Consider the following 19,552-nt stretch of genomic DNA (forward strand, 5'->3'; position numbering starts at 1 on the left):
CAGTGACGAACATCAGTATTTTTACATCATTACGTCCGGGTCATTGTCGGTTTATCTCCTTTTACTTGTGGTAATTGAGGGATAACAACAAAAAAGGTGAGTTTTGCGACTCACCTTTTTTATTTGTTTCTTATTCAGAATCAATATCTTTTAAATCATCCTGAATCGCTTGTGCGTTCGGATTTTCCTGCGGTTTGAGTTCGCCGCCATTAGCGATGAAATCATGACGCTGGAAGTACGCTTCGCGCACCATAATATAAGGATCGGACGACTGACGCAGCAGACCATCGGAATCCAGCAGCTGAGCGCGGGTTTCGATCCCTTCAAGCGTCCATTTACCCACAGACATCGGCCAGGTCAGCCAGGAAAGAACCGGGTAAAGACCATCCGCCATATCACCACCGTCATCACGCAGCGTGAAGCTACCGTAGAACGGTAACTGAACGTAAGGCCCATAACCCACGCCATAATGACCAAGCGTACTACCGAAGCGGTGAGGTTCAGTCCGTTGCAGTTTCGGGTTCGCCATCCCTGCAACATCAATAAAGCCGCCCATCCCCAAAATGGTGTTCAGGAAAAAGCGGGTAAAGTGGACCATCCCCTGATAAGGGTCGCCCTGCAAGAAGTAGTTAACCATCACCGCAGGTTCTTCAAGGTTGCCAGTAAAGTTGCTCAAACCATTACGCGCCGGTTGCGGAACATAATCACGCCAGGCGACAGCGACCGGTCGAACAATATACGGGTCTAATACGTTGAAGTTGAAGTTGTACATGGTGCGGTTGAACCCTTCTAACGGGTCAGAACGCCCTTGCTGATCTGTACCGGAACTCGCACACCCCACCAGAAGCGTAGTTCCCAGAGCAAGCGCCGACAGGCGAAGCTTCATAAATGTCTCCCTGTTTTTTTATGGCTTATGCAGTTTGCCATCCATGACGGAACGATACCGTATCCGCCTGTTTAGGTGTGGGCGATTGTAACAGCACGTCAACTGATGTCCAGACGCCCTGATTTGCTGATTTGATCATAGCCTGGTAATCGCCGCCCTGTAGGCTACTTGATTCTATAGAAACAGAAAAAGGCAAACGCAGCCTTTTCTACATTTTCAGAGTAACTCCCGCCAGTTGCGAGCAAAAAAGCCGCTACGCTTTAGCTATACGTGCTAATTCAAGAGAAGAGACCATGGACAACGACAAAATTGATCAACACAGCGACGAAATTGAAGTTGAGAGCGAAGAAAAAGAGCGCGGCAAAAAAATAGAAATAGATGAAGACCGACTCCCCTCCCGGGCGATGGCAATTCATGAGCATATCCGCCAGGATGGTGAAAAAGAGCTGGAACGCGACGCAATGGCGCTACTGTGGTCAGCCATTGCGGCGGGTCTGTCGATGGGCGCTTCGCTACTGGCAAAAGGGATATTTCATGTCGAACTGGAAGGAGTGCCAGGCAGCTTCTTACTGGAGAATCTCGGTTATACCTTTGGTTTTATTATCGTCATTATGGCCCGCCAGCAATTATTTACCGAAAACACCGTGACTGCGGTACTACCCGTCATGCAAAAACCGACAATGAGCAACGTCGGCTTACTTATGCGATTATGGGGCGTCGTGCTGCTGGGTAATATTCTCGGGACAGGTATTGCTGCATGGGCATTTGAATATATGCCTATCTTCAATGAAGAAACTCGCGATGCATTTGTCAAAATCGGCATGGATGTGATGAAGAACACCCCCAGCGAGATGTTTGCCAACGCGATCATTTCCGGCTGGCTGATCGCCACTATGGTTTGGATGTTTCCTGCTGCGGGTGCGGCAAAGATTGTGGTGATTATATTGATGACCTGGCTTATTGCACTGGGTGACACCACCCACATCGTTGTCGGTTCTGTTGAAATCCTCTATCTGGTGTTTAACGGCACGCTGCACTGGAGCGATTTCATCTGGCCCTTCGCACTACCTACTTTAGCGGGGAACATCTGCGGCGGCACCTTTATCTTCGCGTTAATGAGTCATGCACAGATTCGTAACGACATGAGCAACAAGCGTAAAGCAGAAGCACGCCAAAAAGCAGAACGTGCGGAAAATATTAAGAAAAATGATAAAAACCCAGCATAAATGGCGAGGGTTTAAGCAATCGAGCGGCAGCGTACTTACCCCGCAGTCCATTAGCGGGTATACTCATGCCGCATTGTCCTCTTAGTTAAATGGATATAACGAGCCCCTCCTAAGGGCTAATTGCAGGTTCGATTCCTGCAGGGGACACCAGATACCCTTCAAACGAAATCTACCTTCCCCCCGTAAAAGATGGGTTTGGCAGCACACTTGCCTTATATCTACTCATTTTTACTGCAACAGGTTGAAATCTCAGCACTGTCAGAAAGCGCTGATGACTAAACAGCCCTGAGCCGGGCGATGTAACCATCACACAGAATCCTGATAGCGAAATATGGCGTGACTCGATACTTCACTCCGCAATGCATTCCTTGATGAATTCGCAGGACCGTGATACACGGGACAGGTCGCTGAATGACGACAATGTCCTGGAAATCAGCGAACCGCGCATCTGAAGTACATTTGAGCGACTGTACCAGAACATGAATGAGGCGTTTGGATTAGGTGATTATTAGCAGGGCTAAGCACTTTAGTATTATTATTTTCCGGTTGAGGGATAGGGAGATATCGACAACAACCGGAAAAGTTTACGTCTATATTGCTGAAGGTACAGGCGTTTCCATAACTATTTGCTCGCGTTTTTTACTCAGGAAGAAAATGCCAAATAGCAACATCAGGCAGACAATACCCGAAATTGCGAAGAAAACTGTCTGGTAGCCTGCGTGGTCAAAGAGTATCCCAGTCGGCGTTGAAAGCAGCACAATCCCAAGCGAACTGGCAATTTGAAAACCAATCAGAAAGATCGTCGACGACAGGCGCTTATCAAAATTTGCCACGCTGTATTTGAAGACGGATATGACACAAAGTGGAACCTCAATAGCATGTAACAGCTTCACTAATGAAATAATCCAGGGGTTAACGAACAGCGCGCAGGAAAGGATACGCAACGCCATAATCACAACACCGATAAGTAATGCATTTTTTGGCCCTACCCGATTCACAAAGAAAGGAATAATCGCCATGCATAGCGCTTCGAGTACCACCTGGAATGAGTTGAGATAACCATACAGGCGCGTTCCTACATCGTGTGATTCGAATAAACCTGCATAAAAGACAGGAAAAAGTTGTTGATCAAAAATGTTATAGAAAGACCACGTCCCCACAATAAATATGACGAAAACCCAGAAGTTTCGATCCTTGAAAACTGCGATAAAATCCTCTTTTTTTACCCCTCCCGCATCCGCCGCTACGCACTGGTGATCCTTATCTTTAAAACACATGTTGATCATCATAAATACAGCGCCAAATAGCGAGACCAACCAGAAGTTGATATGGGGACTGATACTAAAAAATATGCCGGCAAAGAACGCGCCAATAGCATAGCCAAAAGATCCCCAGGCGCGCGCTGTTCCATATTCGAAATGAAAATTTCGCGCCATTTTTTCGGTGAAGCTGTCAAGCAAACCGCATCCCGCCAGATACCCCAGGCCAAAAAAGAGCGCCCCCAGAATTAGACCTACAGAAAAATTGCTTTGCAGTAACGGTTCATAAACGTAAATCATAAACGGTCCGGTCAAGACCAGGATGAAACTCATACACCAGATGAGCGGTTTCTTCAGACCGAGTTTATCCTGAACGATGCCGTAGAACATCATAAATAGAATGCTGGTAAACTGGTTGACCGAATAAAGTGTACCTAATTCCGTCCCTGTCAACCCTAGATGTCCTTTCAGCCAAATAGCGTATAACGACCACCACAGCGACCAGGAAATAAAAAAGAGAAATGAGTAACTGGATGCAAAACGATAGTACGCATTTCTGAATGGAATATTCAGTGCCATAATTACCTACCTGTCGTTAAAAAATTCACGTCCTATTTAGAGATAAGAGCGACTTCGCCGTTTACTTCTCACTATTCCAGTTCTTGTCGACATGGCAGCGCTGTCATTGCCCCTTTCGCCGTTACTGCAAGCGCTCCGCAACGTTGAGCGAGATCGATAATTCGTCGCATTTCTCTCTCATCTGTAGATAATCCCGTAGAGGACAGACCTGTGAGTAACCCGGCAACGAACGCATCTCCCGCCCCCGTGCTATCGACACAATTCACAGACATTCCAGCAAAATGGTGAACTTGTCCTCGATAACAGACCACCACCCCTTCTGCACCTTTAGTCACCAACAGCATGGCGATCTCATACTCTTTTGCCAGGGCGCATATATCCTGATCGTTCTGTGTTTTTCCACTGATAAGTCGCCATTCTTCTTCCGAGAGCTTGACGACATCCGCCAGTTGTAGCGCCTGCCGCAAACACAAGCGGAGCAAATGCTCGTCTTGCCATAGATCTTCACGAATATTAGGATCGAAGCTGACAAAACCTCCGGCATGCCGGATCACCGTCATCGCAGTAAATGCGCTGGTACGCGAAGGCTCGGCAGACAACGCAATTGAACAGAGATGTAACCATTCGCCATGTCGCCAGCAGGGCAAGTCTGTCGTCTCTAAAAAAAGATCGGCACTGGGGCGGACCATAAACGTAAATGAACGTTCCCCTTGATCGTTCAGATCGACAAGCACCGTGGATGTCCGGTGCCATTCATCTTGCTTCAGATACGTGATATCGACTCCCTCAGTTAGCAGCGTTCTTTGCATTAACGCCCCAAAAGGATCATCACCGACCCGACCTATAAATCCACTTATTCCGCCTAATCTGGCGATTCCCACCGCAACGTTAGCTGGCGCGCCGCCAGGACAAGGCAGTAGGCGCCCGTCTGATTCTGGCAAGAGATCTACGACCGCATCCCCTAAAACCCATACTTTGGCTGACATTTTTTTCCCTTAAATTCATCTGAGTTACGCATAGTGATAAACCTCTTTCTCGCAAAATCGTCATGGATTTACTAAAACATGCATATTCGATCACAAAACGTCATAGTTAACGTTAACATTTGTGATATTCATCGCATTTATGAAAGTAAGGGACTATATTTTTATAAAAGTTAACGTTAACAATTCACCAAATTTGCTTAACCAGGATGATTAAAATGACGCAATCTCGATTGCATGCGGCGCAAAACGCACTAGCAAAACTTCATGAGCACCGGGGTAACACTTTCTATCCCCATTTTCACCTCGCGCCACCTGCCGGATGGATGAACGATCCAAACGGCCTGATCTGGTTTAACGATCGTTATCACGCGTTTTATCAACATCACCCGATGAGCGAACACTGGGGACCAATGCACTGGGGACATGCCACCAGCGACGATATGATCCACTGGCAGCATGAGCCTATTGCGCTAGCGCCAGGAGACGATAATGACAAAGACGGGTGTTTTTCAGGTAGTGCTGTCGATGACAATGGTGTCCTCTCACTTATCTACACCGGACACGTCTGGCTCGATGGTGCAGGTAATGACGATGCAATTCGCGAAGTACAATGTCTGGCTACCAGTCGGGATGGTATTCATTTCGAGAAACAGGGTGTGATCCTCACTCCACCAGAAGGAATCATGCACTTCCGCGATCCTAAAGTGTGGCGTGAAGCCGACACATGGTGGATGGTAGTCGGGGCGAAAGATCCAGGCAACACGGGGCAGATCCTGCTTTATCGCGGCAGTTCGTTGCGTGAATGGACCTTCGATCGCGTACTGGCCCACGCTGATGCGGGTGAAAGCTATATGTGGGAATGTCCGGACTTTTTCAGCCTTGGCGATCAGCATTATCTGATGTTTTCCCCGCAGGGAATGAATGCCGAGGGATACAGTTACCGAAATCGCTTTCAAAGTGGCGTAATACCCGGAATGTGGTCGCCAGGACGACTTTTTGCACAATCCGGGCATTTTACTGAACTTGATAACGGGCATGACTTTTATGCACCACAAAGCTTTTTAGCGAAGGATGGTCGGCGTATTGTTATCGGCTGGATGGATATGTGGGAATCGCCAATGCCCTCAAAACGTGAAGGATGGGCAGGCTGCATGACGCTGGCGCGCGAGCTATCAGAGAGCAATGGCAAACTTCTACAACGCCCGGTACACGAAGCTGAGTCGTTACGCCAGCAGCATCAATCTGTCTCTCCCCGCACAATCAGCAATAAATATGTTTTGCAGGAAAACGCGCAAGCAGTTGAGATTCAGTTGCAGTGGGCGCTGAAGAACAGTGATGCCGAACATTACGGATTACAGCTCGGCACTGGAATGCGGCTGTATATTGATAACCAATCTGAGCGACTTGTTTTGTGGCGGTATTACCCACACGAGAATTTAGACGGCTACCGTAGTATTCCCCTCCCGCAGCGTGACACGCTCGCCCTAAGGATATTTATCGATACATCATCCGTGGAAGTATTTATTAACGACGGGGAAGCGGTGATGAGTAGTCGAATCTATCCGCAGCCAGAAGAACGGGAACTGTCGCTTTATGCCTCCCACGGAGTGGCTGTGCTGCAACATGGAGCACTCTGGCTACTGGGTTAACATAATATCAGGTGGAACAACGGATCAACAGCGGGCAAGGGATCCGCGTCACTCTTCCCCCTTCACGACCTTCAATAATATGCAATGCAGCTTCCCGCCCGATAATGTCATGTGGAAGCTGAATTGTGGTCAGCGGCGGTAAAAACAGATGCCCGACGCCAACCAGATTATCAAAGCCCATTACGGCGACATCCTGCGGGATTCGTACCCCCTTCGCCAGAAGAACCTGATAAGCCACAAAGGCTGCGCGATCGTTACCACATATCAGAACATCAAAATCTGGTTTGCCCGATTTGAAGTGGTCATTGAGTAAACTTGCGAGATCGGTGTAGTGATCATCACCTGTTGCCATGTGAAATTGTTTCACCTCAGCCAGATCTCGTCCAGCATCACGCCAGGCCTGCTCAAATCCCTGCCGACGATACCCTGTTGCCAACGCACTTTCCGGTAGCCAGAAGCATAACGGTTGACGATAGCCCGCCGCGAGCAAATGCTGTGTTGATTCATATTGTGCAGTGTAATCATCAGGGATATAACTGGGTAACGCTGGGTCATCCGCCACACAGTTCGCCAATACAATATTTTCACCATACAGAGACTCAGGCAGCGTGATATGTCGCAGCCCCATTGTAGTATAGATAATGCCATCCGGACGGTGGGCAAGCAGCTGACGTGCCGCGCGGGCAGCGTCATCTTCAGAAAAAATATTGATTAAAAAACTATTCCAGCCGAACTCGCTGGCGGTTTGCTCAATGGCAAGCAGAATATCAACAGAGAAAGGAGTGGTAGCCGTGTCCTGCGCCAGCACGGCGAGAGTCGACGGCTTACGTCCTTGAGCGCGCATCTTACGGGCGGAAAGATCAGGAACATAATTCAGGGTCTGGATTGCCTGCAATACGCGGTCACGCGTTGCAGGACGCACAGATTCTGCATTATGCATCACCCGGGAGACTGTCATCATCGACACTCCCGCCAGGCGTGCGACATCCTTTAATGAAGCCATACCCAAGCCGTTTGCCGTAAAACGGGCACTGTAGCAGAAACAGACGTCACTGGCGAGATCCAACGATATTCTCAACGCCCTATCACCCGACACGGCAATACAATAAAAAATAACAATAATTGCCGGATAATTGTACTCAATTCCGCCTCTGTTCTCGCCAACGAGTAACCATATAGGCAAGTAAGTAAAACATGCCAACTGGCATCGCCAACCTGGAGAAGAAAATATAAATATGGATCATTGTGCTGCCGCTGTATCCCGACATCAGCCCGGAAATTATTGCGATTGCTATCGGTTCAGGTGCAATTGGCTGCACGATCGTTACGGACTCGCTTTTCTGGCTAGTGAAGCAATATTGCGGCGCTACGCTCAATGAAACATTTAAATACTATACGACAGCGACATTTATCGCTTCAGTCGTCGCTCTGGCGGGCACATTCCTGCTGTCATTTATCATCTAAGCGCAAAGAGACGTACTATGGAAAACGCTAAAATGAACTCGCTCATCGCCCAGTATCCGTTGGTAAAGGATCTGGTTGCTCTTAAAGAAACCACCTGGTTTAATCCTGGCACGACCTCATTGGCTGAAGGTTTACCTTATGTTGGCCTGACCGAACAGGATGTTCAGGACGCCCATGCGCGCTTATCCCGTTTTGCACCCTATCTGGCAAAAGCATTTCCTGAAACTGCTGCCACTGGGGGGATTATTGAATCAGAACTGGTTGCCATTCCAGCTATGCAAAAACGGCTGGAAAAAGAATATCAGCAACCGATCAGCGGGCAACTGTTACTGAAAAAAGATAGCCATTTGCCCATTTCCGGCTCCATAAAAGCACGCGGCGGGATTTATGAAGTCCTGGCACACGCAGAAAAACTGGCTCTGGAAGCGGGGTTGCTGACGCTTGATGATGACTACAGCAAACTGCTTTCTCCGGAGTTTAAACAGTTCTTTAGCCAATACAGCATTGCTGTGGGCTCAACCGGAAATCTGGGGTTATCAATCGGCATTATGAGCGCCCGCATTGGCTTTAAGGTGACAGTTCATATGTCTGCTGATGCCCGGGCATGGAAAAAAGCGAAACTGCGCAGCCATGGCGTTACGGTCGTGGAATATGAGCAAGATTATGGTGTTGCCGTCGAGGAAGGACGTAAAGCAGCGCAGTCTGACCCGAACTGTTTCTTTATTGATGACGAAAATTCCCGCACGTTGTTCCTTGGGTATTCCGTCGCTGGCCAGCGTCTTAAAGCGCAATTTGCCCAGCAAGGTCGTATCGTCGATGCTGATAACCCTCTGTTTGTCTATCTGCCGTGTGGTGTTGGCGGTGGTCCTGGTGGCGTCGCATTCGGACTTAAACTGGCGTTTGGCGATCATGTTCACTGCTTTTTTGCCGAACCAACGCACTCCCCTTGTATGTTGTTAGGCGTCCATACAGGATTACACGATCAGATTTCTGTTCAGGATATTGGTATCGACAACCTTACCGCAGCGGATGGCCTTGCAGTTGGTCGCGCATCAGGCTTTGTCGGGCGGGCAATGGAGCGTCTGCTGGATGGCTTCTATACCCTTAGCGATCAAACCATGTATGACATGCTTGGCTGGCTGGCGCAGGAAGAAGGTATTCGTCTTGAACCTTCAGCACTGGCGGGTATGGCCGGACCTCAGCGCGTGTGTGCATCAGTAAGTTACCAACAGATGCACGGTTTCAGCGCAGAACAATTGCGTAATGCCACTCATCTGGTGTGGGCGACGGGAGGTGGAATGGTGCCGGAAGAAGAGATGAATCAATATCTGGCAAAAGGCCGTTAATAACGTTTCAACGCAGCATCGCAATCCTTTCCCTGGGTGAGCGATGCTGCCGATGGCGCAGACTTAAGATCCCCGCTCTTACCCGCTATAACCCCCTCCTTTTATCATCACCCAACGCCTTTCGCTGTAAACGGCGGTTTCGCAAACCAAACCAAAACCGTAAGTAAGATAAAAGCAATAGCCGCCATACGGAAAATCTCATTTGCAGAAATAGAAAGTGACTGCTGGGTTATTTCATTATTAATTTCATTAAGAACTCCTGAAAGCGAACCATAGTATTTATCCATAATTTGTGACGATGAATTAAACACGGGGTTAAATTGATCGATGGTTGCTGTCAACTGACTATGGTGTAACGATTCGCGTCGTCCCCACAGCGTCATTGTCAACGACGTACCAACTGATCCTGACAAGGTACGAAAAAAATTACTCATACTCGAGGCATTGGCAAATTTATTATCTGGCAAGCCTGAAAACGAAATCGTTGTTAAGGGTAAAAAGAAACAGGCAACGGCGAATCCCTGGAAAAACTGTGGCAAAATGATGCCTGTAAAATCAATCGTTGGCATAAATGTCACAGAACGCCAGTAATAGCAAACCGCATACATCAAAAAACTAAATGTCACTAACAACCGCATGTCTATTTTGTTGCCATAACGTCCTATCAAAGGTGAAATTAATAGTGGCATGATGCCGATGGGCGCATAAGCAAGTCCGGCCCATATCGCATTATACCCCATCGTTTCCTGGAGTAACTGCGGCATAAGGACGATCGCTCCAGAGTAAAATAAATACGCGCATGTGATACTCACAATACCAATGGTGAAGTTACGGGACTTAAACAAACTGAGATCAAGAATCGGGTTCTCTGAGGTCGACTCCCAAATGACTAAAGAGATCAGAGAAATAACTGATACTACTGTTAATATTATTATTGTACTCGAGTTGAACCAATCCAGATCGCGCCCTTTATCAAGCATAATTTGCAAGCCACCAACACCGAGCACTAACAGGGTCAGTCCTGGTAGATTCATTTTGACCGGTGAAGTTTCAGTTTCTCTTCCTTTAAGTAAGGTTAAGCATAATGTCAGGACGATAATCCCCATAGGGACATTGATTAAAAATATCCAACCCCAGCTAAAGTTATCGCAAATATAACCGCCCAATATCGGCCCACATATCGGAGCGATAATCACGGTCATTGACCATAATGCCAGAGCAAATGTTCTTTTTTCTGGTGGATAATTCCTTAATAATAAACTCTGTGACAGTGGAATTAACGGCCCCGCCATTAATCCCTGAACGACTCTAAAAAATATCAGCACATCAAGATTGGTCGATAAACTACACATTAAGGAAGACAGCGAAAAAAAAGTGACTGAAAGTAAAAATAACCTTAATTCGCCTATTCTTTGTGCCAGCCTGCCGGTAACAGGGATCGCAATGGCATTTGCTACGCCAAACGAGGTGATAACCCAGGTGCCTTCGTCTGTTGATGCTCCCAGAAAGCCAGATATTGTCGGTATTGCGACGTTAGAAATAGTGGAATCCAACATTTGCATAAACGTCGCTAATGACAATGCAATAGTAACGCACCATAACGTCCCACCGGTTAATGGTGCCGGAGTCGATTTAGTGATTGCCATTAAAGTTGTCCATTATGCGAAATAATGTTGCTAATTTCTTTTTCTATCGGACTGGTATCGATAACTAAAGCCTTACTGGTATAAGCCGGCATGGACGTCACGGTTGAAGCCAGATCAGGCATCTCAGCAATGTCTTCGTTCTTCGTATCAATAGTTGCAGTCATCGATAAACCAATGCGTAAGGGGTGTTCCATGAGTTCTTTTGGATCAAGAGAAACTTCAACCGGTACACGCTGAACGATTTTGATCCAGTTCCCTGTCGCATTTTGTGCAGGTAATAAGGAGAACGCATTGCCGGTTCCCATATTGATCCCTGTCACCCGACCATGAAACACAACATTTTCACCATAAAGATCGCTGATAATATTGACTGATTGACCAATCCGTACATCCGTGAGTTGTGTTTCTTTAAAGTTGGCATTAACCCACATTTGACGTGCCGGTACGACAGCCATTAACGATTGTCCGGGACTCACTGTTTCGCCGACCTGAACACTCCGCTGGGCAATATAGCCAGTAACCGGACTCCTTATATCCGTACGTTTAAGCGCCAACCAGGCTTCTTTAGTTGCATCCGCCGCTTCCACGACTTGTGGCTGACGGTTTAATGGTGTGTTCATTACTAAAGCTTTATTCGCTTTATAAGCCTGGATAGCGGCATTCAGTGCCGCTTTGCTACTTATTAACGTATCTTTGGTATGCTCCAGCGTTTCTTTTGAAATAACCCCCTGCTTCGCTAACGGTACTCGACGGTTATAATCTTCTAAAGATTGTTGATACTGAATACGTGCTGAAGCGACTTCGGCACTGTATTGTTTATCCTGTAAGTACAGTTTATTCGTTTGCCGAACAATATTTGCCAGATTATTTTTAGCTTTATTGAGTGCGATAGTGGCATCAGTTTTATCCAGTGAAACTAAAATGTCACCTTGTCGAACGTAGTTCGTATCTTTATGATTAACGACAGTGACACTACCTGAGACTTGTGCAGAAATTGGATCTGCATTCCCCGTGACATAGGCGTCATCTGTACTAATCATGTCTTCTAATTCCATTGACCAATAGGCATAGGCACCTGAAAACGCAATAAATAAAACTACCGCCAATAAAGAAAAGTATTTTCTTCTGTTAGAATGTTTTTTATTTGAATTAATCTGTTCCACTATTATCTCTCATTTCTCATAGATGAAATTTATGAATTGAATGAAAAGAGCATTCATTCTTCATATCAAACACAGTGCATGTGTTGCACATTATCCCAGGAACGTTGGAGGCCTAATTTAAATGAGGTGCAAAAAAAACAACAGAGGACTAAACCGTGGCTTTTGCAATACAATTCTTACGCCTGTAGGATTAGTGAGAAGACTTATAGTGCTAACTTGAAACTATAAATCATCGGTATAATCCCTGATTTTATTGTTGACATTTCATTTATGCCGACTATTTATATGGTATACTTGTCGAATTATCTTAAAGGAAGCTCAGATTTTCTTATTTTTATTGAGAAAATGAGATGACGCCTTATGTCTGTATTACTACAGGGAGAAGGGAGATGCTTCATTGCAAAGGGAATAATCTATGAACGCAATAATTATTGATGACCATCCTCTTGCTATCGCAGCAATTCGTAATTTATTGATCAAAAACGATATTGAAATCTTAGCGGAGTTGACTGAAGGGGGAAGCGCCGTTCAGCGGGTGGAAACACTTAAGCCTGATATCGTCATCATTGATGTCGATATCCCCGGAGTTAACGGTATCCAGGTGTTAGAAACGCTGAGGAAGCGCCAATATAGCGGAATTATTATTATTGTCTCCGCTAAAAATGACCATTTTTACGGGAAACATTGTGCTGATGCTGGCGCTAATGGATTCGTGAGTAAAAAAGAAGGCATGAACAATATCATTGCGGCTATTGAAGCTGCAAAAAATGGCTACTGCTATTTCCCCTTCTCTCTCAACCGGTTTGTTGGAAGTTTAACGTCCGACCAGCAAAAACTCGACTCCTTATCGAAACAAGAAATTAGTGTCATGCGGTATATTCTTGATGGCAAGGATAATAATGACATTGCTGAAAAAATGTTCATCAGCAACAAAACTGTCAGCACTTATAAAAGTCGCCTGATGGAAAAATTAGAATGTAAATCACTGATGGATCTTTACACATTCGCGCAACGTAACAAAATCGGCTAATCACATGAAGTTTTTACCCTATTTTTTTCTTCTCTGTTGTGGTCTTTGGTCGACCATAAGTTTCGCAGACGAAGATTACATCGAATATCGTGGCATCAGTAGTAACAACCGTGTCACACTTGATCCAGTACGTCTGAGCAACAAGGAATTACGTTGGTTAGCGAGCAAAAAAAATCTTGTGATTGCAGTACACAAGTCCCAAACGGCTACCTTGTTGCATACCGATTCGCAGCAACAGGTTCGTGGTATTAATGCTGATTATTTAAATCTTTTAAAAAGAGCGTTAAATATCAAATTAACACTCCGGGAATACGCCGATCATCAAAAAGCAATGGACGCGCTTGCAGAAGGTGAAGTCGATATAGTGTTATCACATTTAGTTACTTCGCCGCCTCTTAATAGTGACATTGCTGCAACCAAACCATTGATAATTACCTTTCCGGCGCTGGTAACCACCCTTCACGACTCAATGCGACCGCTTACCTCACCAAAACCAGTAAATATTGCTCGGGTAGCAAATTACCCCCCAGACGAGGTAATTCATCAATCGTTTCCAAAAGCAACAATTATCTCTTTTACAAATTTATATCAGGCATTAGCATCCGTATCAGCCGGACAGAATGATTACTTTATTGGTAGTAACATCATTACCAGCAGTATGATTTCCCGCTATTTCACTCACTCCTTAAATGTAGTGAAATATTATAACTCGCCGCGTCAATATAATTTTTTCTTGACCAGAAAAGAATCCGTCATTCTTAATGAAGTACTCAATAGATTTGTTGATGCTTTAACAAATGAAGTTCGCTATGAAGTTTCACAAAATTGGCTTGATACAGGAAACCTGGCCTTTCTGAACAAACCATTAGAACTCACTGAACATGAAAAACAGTGGATTAAGCAACATCCCGATTTAAAGGTGCTGGAAAATCCTTACTCTCCTCCCTATTCTATGACGGATGAAAATGGCTCGGTTCGGGGCGTTATGGGGGATATTCTTAATATTATTACCTTGCAAACAGGTTTAAATTTTTCTCCGATCACCGTTTCACACAATATCCATGCCGGAACACAGCTTAACCCCGGTGGATGGGATATAATACCTGGCGCTATTTATAGTGAAGATCGAGAAAATAATGTTTCATTTGCAGAAGCTTTCATAACAACGCCATACGTTTTTGTCATGCAAAAAGCACCTGACAGTGAACAAACATTAAAAAAAGGAATGAAAGTTGCCATTCCATATTATTATGAGCTGCATTCGCAATTAAAAGAGATGTATCCGGAGGTTGAATGGATACAGGTCGATAATGCCAGCGCTGCATTTCACAAGGTTAAGGAAGGTGAACTTGATGCTCTGGTCGCGACACAGTTAAATTCGCGTTACATGATCGATCATTACTATCCTAATGAACTTTATCATTTTCTTATTCCTGGCGTTCCGAATGCATCGCTTTCGTTCGCTTTTCCTCGCGGAGAACCGGAACTTAAGGATATTATTAATAAAGCACTGAATGCAATTCCCCCAAGCGAAGTTCTGCGCCTGACGGAAAAATGGATTAAAATGCCCAATGTGACCATTGACACATGGGACCTATATAGCGAGCAATTTTATATTGTTACGACATTATCCGTTTTATTAGTTGGCAGTAGCCTTTTATGGGGATTCTACCTGTTACGCTCAGTTCGTCGTCGTAAAGTCATTCAGGGTGATTTAGAAAACCAAATATCATTCCGAAAAGCACTCTCGGATTCCTTACCGAATCCAACTTATGTTGTAAACTGGCAAGGTAATGTCATTAGTCATAATAGTGCTTTTGAACATTATTTCACTGCGGATTACTACAAAAATGCAATGTTACCATTAGAAAACAGTGACTCACCCTTTAAAGATGTTTTTTCTAATGCGCATGAAGTCACAGCAGAAACGAAAGAAAATCGAACAATATACACACAGGTATTTGAAATTGATAATGGCATCGAGAAAAGATGCATTAATCACTGGCATACATTATGCAATCTTCCTGCAAGTGACAATGCAGTATATATTTGTGGTTGGCAAGATATTACTGAAACGCGTGATCTAATTAATGCACTCGAGGTAGAAAAAAATAAAGCGATAAAGGCTACCGTAGCAAAAAGTCAGTTTCTGGCAACGATGAGTCACGAAATAAGAACACCAATAAGCTCTATTATGGGCTTCCTGGAACTTCTGTCGGGTTCTGGTCTTAGCAAGGAGCAACGGGTGGAGGCGATTTCACTTGCCTACGCCACCGGACAATCACTCCTCGGCTTAATTGGTGAAATCCTTGATGTCGACAAAATTGAATCGGGTAACTATCAACTTCAACCACAATGGGTCGATATCCCTACTTTAGTCCAGAACACTTGTCACTCTTTCGGTGCGATTGCTGCAAGCAAATCGATCGCATTAAGTTGCAGCAGTACATTTCCTGATCATTACCTGGTTAAGATCGACCCTCAGGCGTTTAAGCAGGTCTTATCAAATTTACTGAGCAATGCTCTCAAATTTACCACCGAGGGGGCAGTAAAAATTACGACCTCCCTGGTTCACATTGATGACAACCACGCTGTTATCAAAATGACGATTATGGATTCTGGAAGTGGATTATCGCAGGAAGAACAACAACAACTCTTTAAACGCTACAGCCAAACAAGTGCAGGTCGCCAGCAAACAGGATCTGGCTTAGGCTTAATGATCTGCAAAGAATTAATTAAAAATATGCAGGGCGATTTGTCATTAGAAAGTCATCCAGGCATAGGAACAACATTTACGATCACAATCCCGGTAGAAATTAGCCAGCAAGTGGCGACTGTCGAGGCAAAAGCAGAACACCCCATCACACTACCTGAAAAGTTGAGCATATTAATCGCGGATGATCATCCGACCAACAGGCTATTACTCAAACGCCAGCTAAATCTATTAGGATATGATGTTGATGAAGCCACTGATGGTGTGCAAGCGCTACACAAAGTCAGTATGCAACATTATGATCTGCTTATTACTGACGTTAATATGCCGAATATGGATGGTTTTGAGTTGACTCGCAAACTCCGTGAGCAAAATTCTTCCTTACCCATCTGGGGGCTTACAGCCAACGCACAGGCTAACGAACGTGAAAAAGGGTTAAGTTGCGGCATGAACTTATGTTTGTTCAAACCGTTGACCCTGGATGTACTGAAAACACATTTAAGTCAGTTACACCAGGTTGCGCATATTGCACCTCAGTATCGCCACCTTGATATCGAAGCCCTGAAAAATAATACGGCGAACGATCTACAACTGATGCAGGAGATTCTCATGACTTTCCAGCATGAAACGCATAAAGATCTACCCGCTGCGTTTCAAGCACTAGAAGCTGGCGATAACAGAACTTTCCATCAGTGTATTCATCGCATCCACGGTGCGGCTAACATCCTGAATTTGCAAAAGTTGATTAATATTAGCCATCAGTTAGAAATAACACCTGTTTCAGATGACAGTAAGCCTGAAATTCTTCAGTTGCTGAACTCTGTAAAAGAACACATTGCAGAGCTGGACCAGGAGATTGCTGTTTTCTGTCAGAAAAATGACTAAATAGCGGCTCCCACAATGTTCAAATGTGGGAGCTATTTACCAGCACATCTTACATTTATGATGAGAACTCCTGGCGAATTTGTTCCCCATGCTGGTCGAGCGTTGCCGCTCCCGGCATAACATGCGGGTCCGCGCAGCCGCTGATTTTTATCGGATTACCCGGCATCATTATTCCCCCGGCTTCAATCAACATATTTCTCGCCTGAGTTTGTGGCAATTTAATGGCCTCAGCCACACTTAATAACGGCGCGACGGGTACACCAACTTCATGTATTCTGGCTAACCAAACTTCAGCTGCCTGCGTTTTTAACGTCCGCTCAATATATTGTTTAAGAATAGCCTGGTTTTGTACGCGTAAAATATTGCTGCTAAATCGGGGATCATTAACCAGTTCCGTAAGCTCCAGTGCCTGGCATAACGCAGAAAAAAGCTTGTCATTACCACAACAAATCGTAATCGGCTTATCCTGAGTATTGAAAACATCAAAAGGTGCCATGTAGGGATGGCGATTTCCCAGACGTTGTGGTGACTTCCCAGTTGCGATATATGCCATCAGACCATGCTCCAGAAAACTCAGCGTGGCATCAAACATCGCTATATCGACATGCGCCCCTCTCTGGCTCTTTTCGCGGCCATAAAGTGCACTCACTATTCCGCTGAATAAATAGACACCGCCGCATAGATCCGCAAGAGAGGTACCAACGCGCACTGGCGGAGCATCAGGATATCCTGTTTCCATCATTATCCCGCTCATTGCCTGAATGATGGTATCGTAGGCAGGAGCATCTTTTAGCGGACCGGTATGTCCGAAACCTGACGATGAAGCATATATGAGGCGCGGGTTGATTTCTTGAAGCGTTTCCCATGAAAACCCCAGTTTTTCCATTGTACCTGGGCGAAAATTCTCAGCTAATACATCAGCTTGTTTGAGCATATTTATAAATATACTTTTATCGTGATCATTCTTTAAATTAAGAACCACACTCTCTTTGCCATGATTAATAAAACTGTAATAGAGTGACTGTCCATCCACATAGGGACCAAATGTGCGGGTATCATCACCATGACCCGGCGGCTCAACTTTAATTACCCTTGCGCCCATATTACAAAGAAGTTGAGTTCCGAAAGGTCCATTAAGGACATGTGTCATATCGATAACTAATAAGCCTTCAAACGGCCCTTTGCTTTCATTATTTGTCATTTGCTTATGCCTTGAAAAAAGCCGAAGGTGAAAAGACACTTCGGCATTTATGTAAAATCAATAACATGATTAATTATGAAACCAGTCGACTGACATAAATCCACAAGGGAGCCGTGACGACAAAGCCCAGTACGCTCACAGCCAATGACGCTGTACCAGTACGGGTGTAGACATTAAACCGGCTGGCAATAATGATTCCGGAGAATGCCGGCGGTAATGCGCCTGCCAGTACCATCATCTGCAGATGTTCGCTGTTCAAATGACATGCCATACCAACGAGAAGCAGTGCCAGTGGCATCAGAATCAGCTTCAGGAAGGTGTTATAAGCAATTTCGGCACTGAACTCGAATTTATGTGCAGCCAGAGTCAACCCCGCAGCGAATACCGCTACCCCTGAGTTAGCCTTCGCAATCAGATTAAAGGTTGGGTCCCATGCTGCCGGAATTTTTACCCCAACCAACACCAGGATCGTTGCCAGAACAGGTGCCCATACTACTGGCTCCTTTGCCGCAGAAATTAATGCGCTCAGATTACTATTCTTCTTACCATCCGCTCCTGAGGAAGGATTCAGCAAATACAGACCAATAGGAATAGTAATTGCGTTAACAATAATAGAAATAATTGCTACCACTAAACCTGTTGATACGGAATCACCATAAATAGGATCGAGAACTGCAAACCCCAGGAATCCAATGGTAGGTGAACCCGCAATTAATGCACATACAGCTGCTTCTGCATGGGTACGTTTAAAAAATTTGTAGCAACCAAACCAGGAGAAAAAGAAACATCCGACAATAACCACAAGTGATACAAGGGTCAGACGAGTGTCCGCAAAAATCATTTCCCTGTTTGCCCGGGTAATAGAAACAAATAGAGCCGCAGGAAGAGCGTAGTTTAATACCAGTTTATTAAATGCGCGGGCTTGATCTTCTGAAAAAGTTTCTCGTCTGCCGCTAAAATAACCCAACAGCATGATTACGATAATAGGCAATAAATCGCCAATAAAAAATGTTAGCATAATAGTATTTCCGATAAGGGTCCCCTCACCATCGCATAATGAGTTGGCAAGAGGAGACGATGTCAGTATTTAATTACCAGCGACTTGTTTTGGGTTAAGTTTGGTAATATGGCCACTTTCAGTTCCTGCTGCAGGGTCGATGACCACATTAATAATGGTCGGTTTGCGCGACTGAATACCGGTGGTTAAAGCATGACGAAGTTCATCTGTCGTGGTGACGTTATAGCCAACGCCACGAAACGCATCCATTAATTTGTCATACCTTGCATGGTGCAACAGATCCGTTGGTGATGGTGCACCAGCGCCACTGAGATCAACACCGTCTCCTCTGTAGATGCCGCCATTATTAAAAATAACGATCGTCACCGGCAGGTTATATCGACAAATCGTTTCAATTTCCATCCCACTGAAACCAAAAGCACTATCACCTTCAATGGCGACAACCGGAGAACCAGAAGTCACGCTAGCACCGATGGCATAGCCCATACCGATGCCCATGAC

Annotated in this window: 14 protein-coding genes, 1 tRNA gene and 1 pseudogene; 7 read left to right on the top strand and 9 right to left on the bottom strand. The window is 45.2% G+C overall.

The features are described from left to right. Positions 1-130 precede the first annotated feature (130 nt). Positions 131-886, bottom strand: coding sequence for a phospholipid-binding lipoprotein MlaA (gene mlaA, locus E0D98_RS12570; RefSeq protein ID WP_000776768.1), 756 nt, complete (start codon positions 884-886; stop codon positions 131-133). A gap of 293 nt (positions 887-1,179) precedes the next feature. On the opposite strand from mlaA, the gene E0D98_RS12575 reads away from it, so the two are divergent. Together E0D98_RS12575 and E0D98_RS12580 are read left to right on the top strand one after the other, a co-directional pair. Continuing rightward, complete coding sequence (locus E0D98_RS12575) at positions 1,180-2,112, top strand: formate/nitrite transporter family protein (protein ID WP_000368131.1); 933 nt, start codon at positions 1,180-1,182, stop codon at positions 2,110-2,112. A gap of 75 nt (positions 2,113-2,187) precedes the next feature. After that, positions 2,188-2,262, top strand: a tRNA-Arg gene (locus tag E0D98_RS12580). A 440-nt stretch (positions 2,263-2,702) separates the two neighbouring features. Here E0D98_RS12580 and E0D98_RS12585 read toward each other — a convergent pair. Beyond that, positions 2,703-3,950, bottom strand: a complete 1,248-nt coding sequence (locus E0D98_RS12585; RefSeq protein WP_001197016.1) for an oligosaccharide MFS transporter — start codon at positions 3,948-3,950, stop codon at positions 2,703-2,705. A 71-nt stretch (positions 3,951-4,021) separates the two neighbouring features. Beyond that, on the bottom strand, positions 4,022-4,936 hold the full coding sequence (locus E0D98_RS12590) for an aminoimidazole riboside kinase (protein ID WP_131890672.1): 915 nt from the start codon (positions 4,934-4,936) through the stop codon (positions 4,022-4,024). Between the two features lie 215 nt (positions 4,937-5,151). On the opposite strand from E0D98_RS12590, the gene cscA reads away from it, so the two are divergent. Beyond that, positions 5,152-6,585: a sucrose-6-phosphate hydrolase gene (cscA, locus tag E0D98_RS12595; protein ID WP_000194515.1), complete on the top strand. Its 1,434-nt coding sequence runs from the start codon at positions 5,152-5,154 to the stop codon at positions 6,583-6,585. A 7-nt stretch (positions 6,586-6,592) separates the two neighbouring features. On the opposite strand, the gene E0D98_RS12600 is transcribed toward cscA, so the two are convergent. Then, positions 6,593-7,588, bottom strand: coding sequence for a LacI family DNA-binding transcriptional regulator (locus tag E0D98_RS12600; protein WP_001315771.1), 996 nt, complete (start codon positions 7,586-7,588; stop codon positions 6,593-6,595). 242 nt (positions 7,589-7,830) lie between these two features. Between E0D98_RS12600 and E0D98_RS12605 the strand changes: the two are divergent. Further along, positions 7,831-8,049 (top strand): annotated as a pseudogene (locus E0D98_RS12605) (D-serine transporter DsdX); the annotation flags it as partial. A 17-nt stretch (positions 8,050-8,066) separates the two neighbouring features. After that, the gene (dsdA, locus tag E0D98_RS12610; protein ID WP_000426426.1) at positions 8,067-9,395 is read left to right on the top strand and encodes a D-serine ammonia-lyase; all 1,329 of its coding nucleotides are present in this window, start codon (positions 8,067-8,069) and stop codon (positions 9,393-9,395) included. A 107-nt stretch (positions 9,396-9,502) separates the two neighbouring features. Here the strand turns inward: dsdA and emrY are convergent, their stop codons facing one another. Together emrY and emrK are read right to left on the bottom strand one after the other, a co-directional pair. Beyond that, positions 9,503-11,041 carry a multidrug efflux MFS transporter permease subunit EmrY gene (gene emrY / locus E0D98_RS12615; RefSeq protein ID WP_001018714.1) on the bottom strand — a complete coding sequence of 513 codons (1,539 nt, stop codon included), beginning with the start codon at positions 11,039-11,041 and terminating at the stop codon, positions 9,503-9,505. After that, a complete protein-coding gene (gene emrK / locus E0D98_RS12620) occupies positions 11,041-12,204 on the bottom strand; it encodes a multidrug efflux MFS transporter periplasmic adaptor subunit EmrK (protein WP_000435174.1) in 1,164 nt (387 codons plus the stop codon). The genes emrY and emrK overlap by 1 nt, the downstream gene beginning before the upstream one ends. Positions 12,205-12,619: 415 nt before the next feature. Here emrK and evgA point away from each other — a divergent pair, with 415 nt between their 5' ends. Together evgA and evgS are read left to right on the top strand one after the other, a co-directional pair. Beyond that, a complete protein-coding gene (evgA, locus tag E0D98_RS12625; RefSeq protein ID WP_000991370.1) occupies positions 12,620-13,234 on the top strand; it encodes an acid-sensing system DNA-binding response regulator EvgA in 615 nt (204 codons plus the stop codon). 4 nt (positions 13,235-13,238) lie between these two features. Then, a complete protein-coding gene (evgS, locus tag E0D98_RS12630) occupies positions 13,239-16,832 on the top strand; it encodes an acid-sensing system histidine kinase EvgS (protein WP_001443604.1) in 3,594 nt (1,197 codons plus the stop codon). 55 nt (positions 16,833-16,887) lie between these two features. Here the strand turns inward: evgS and yfdE are convergent, their stop codons facing one another. From yfdE to E0D98_RS12645, 3 genes are all read right to left on the bottom strand, one after another. Further along, the gene (yfdE, locus tag E0D98_RS12635) at positions 16,888-18,033 is read right to left on the bottom strand and encodes a CoA:oxalate CoA-transferase (RefSeq protein ID WP_118248225.1); all 1,146 of its coding nucleotides are present in this window, start codon (positions 18,031-18,033) and stop codon (positions 16,888-16,890) included. A 73-nt stretch (positions 18,034-18,106) separates the two neighbouring features. Beyond that, positions 18,107-19,051: a transporter YfdV gene (gene yfdV / locus E0D98_RS12640; RefSeq protein ID WP_000955028.1), complete on the bottom strand. Its 945-nt coding sequence runs from the start codon at positions 19,049-19,051 to the stop codon at positions 18,107-18,109. 69 nt (positions 19,052-19,120) lie between these two features. Next, the coding region (locus E0D98_RS12645; protein ID WP_240723736.1) for a thiamine pyrophosphate-dependent enzyme at positions 19,121-19,552 on the bottom strand (432 nt) is incomplete at its 5' end.

Source organism: Escherichia sp. KCJ4928 (assembly GCF_004352695.1).
Taxonomy (GTDB): Bacteria; Pseudomonadota; Gammaproteobacteria; order Enterobacterales; family Enterobacteriaceae; genus ECMA0423.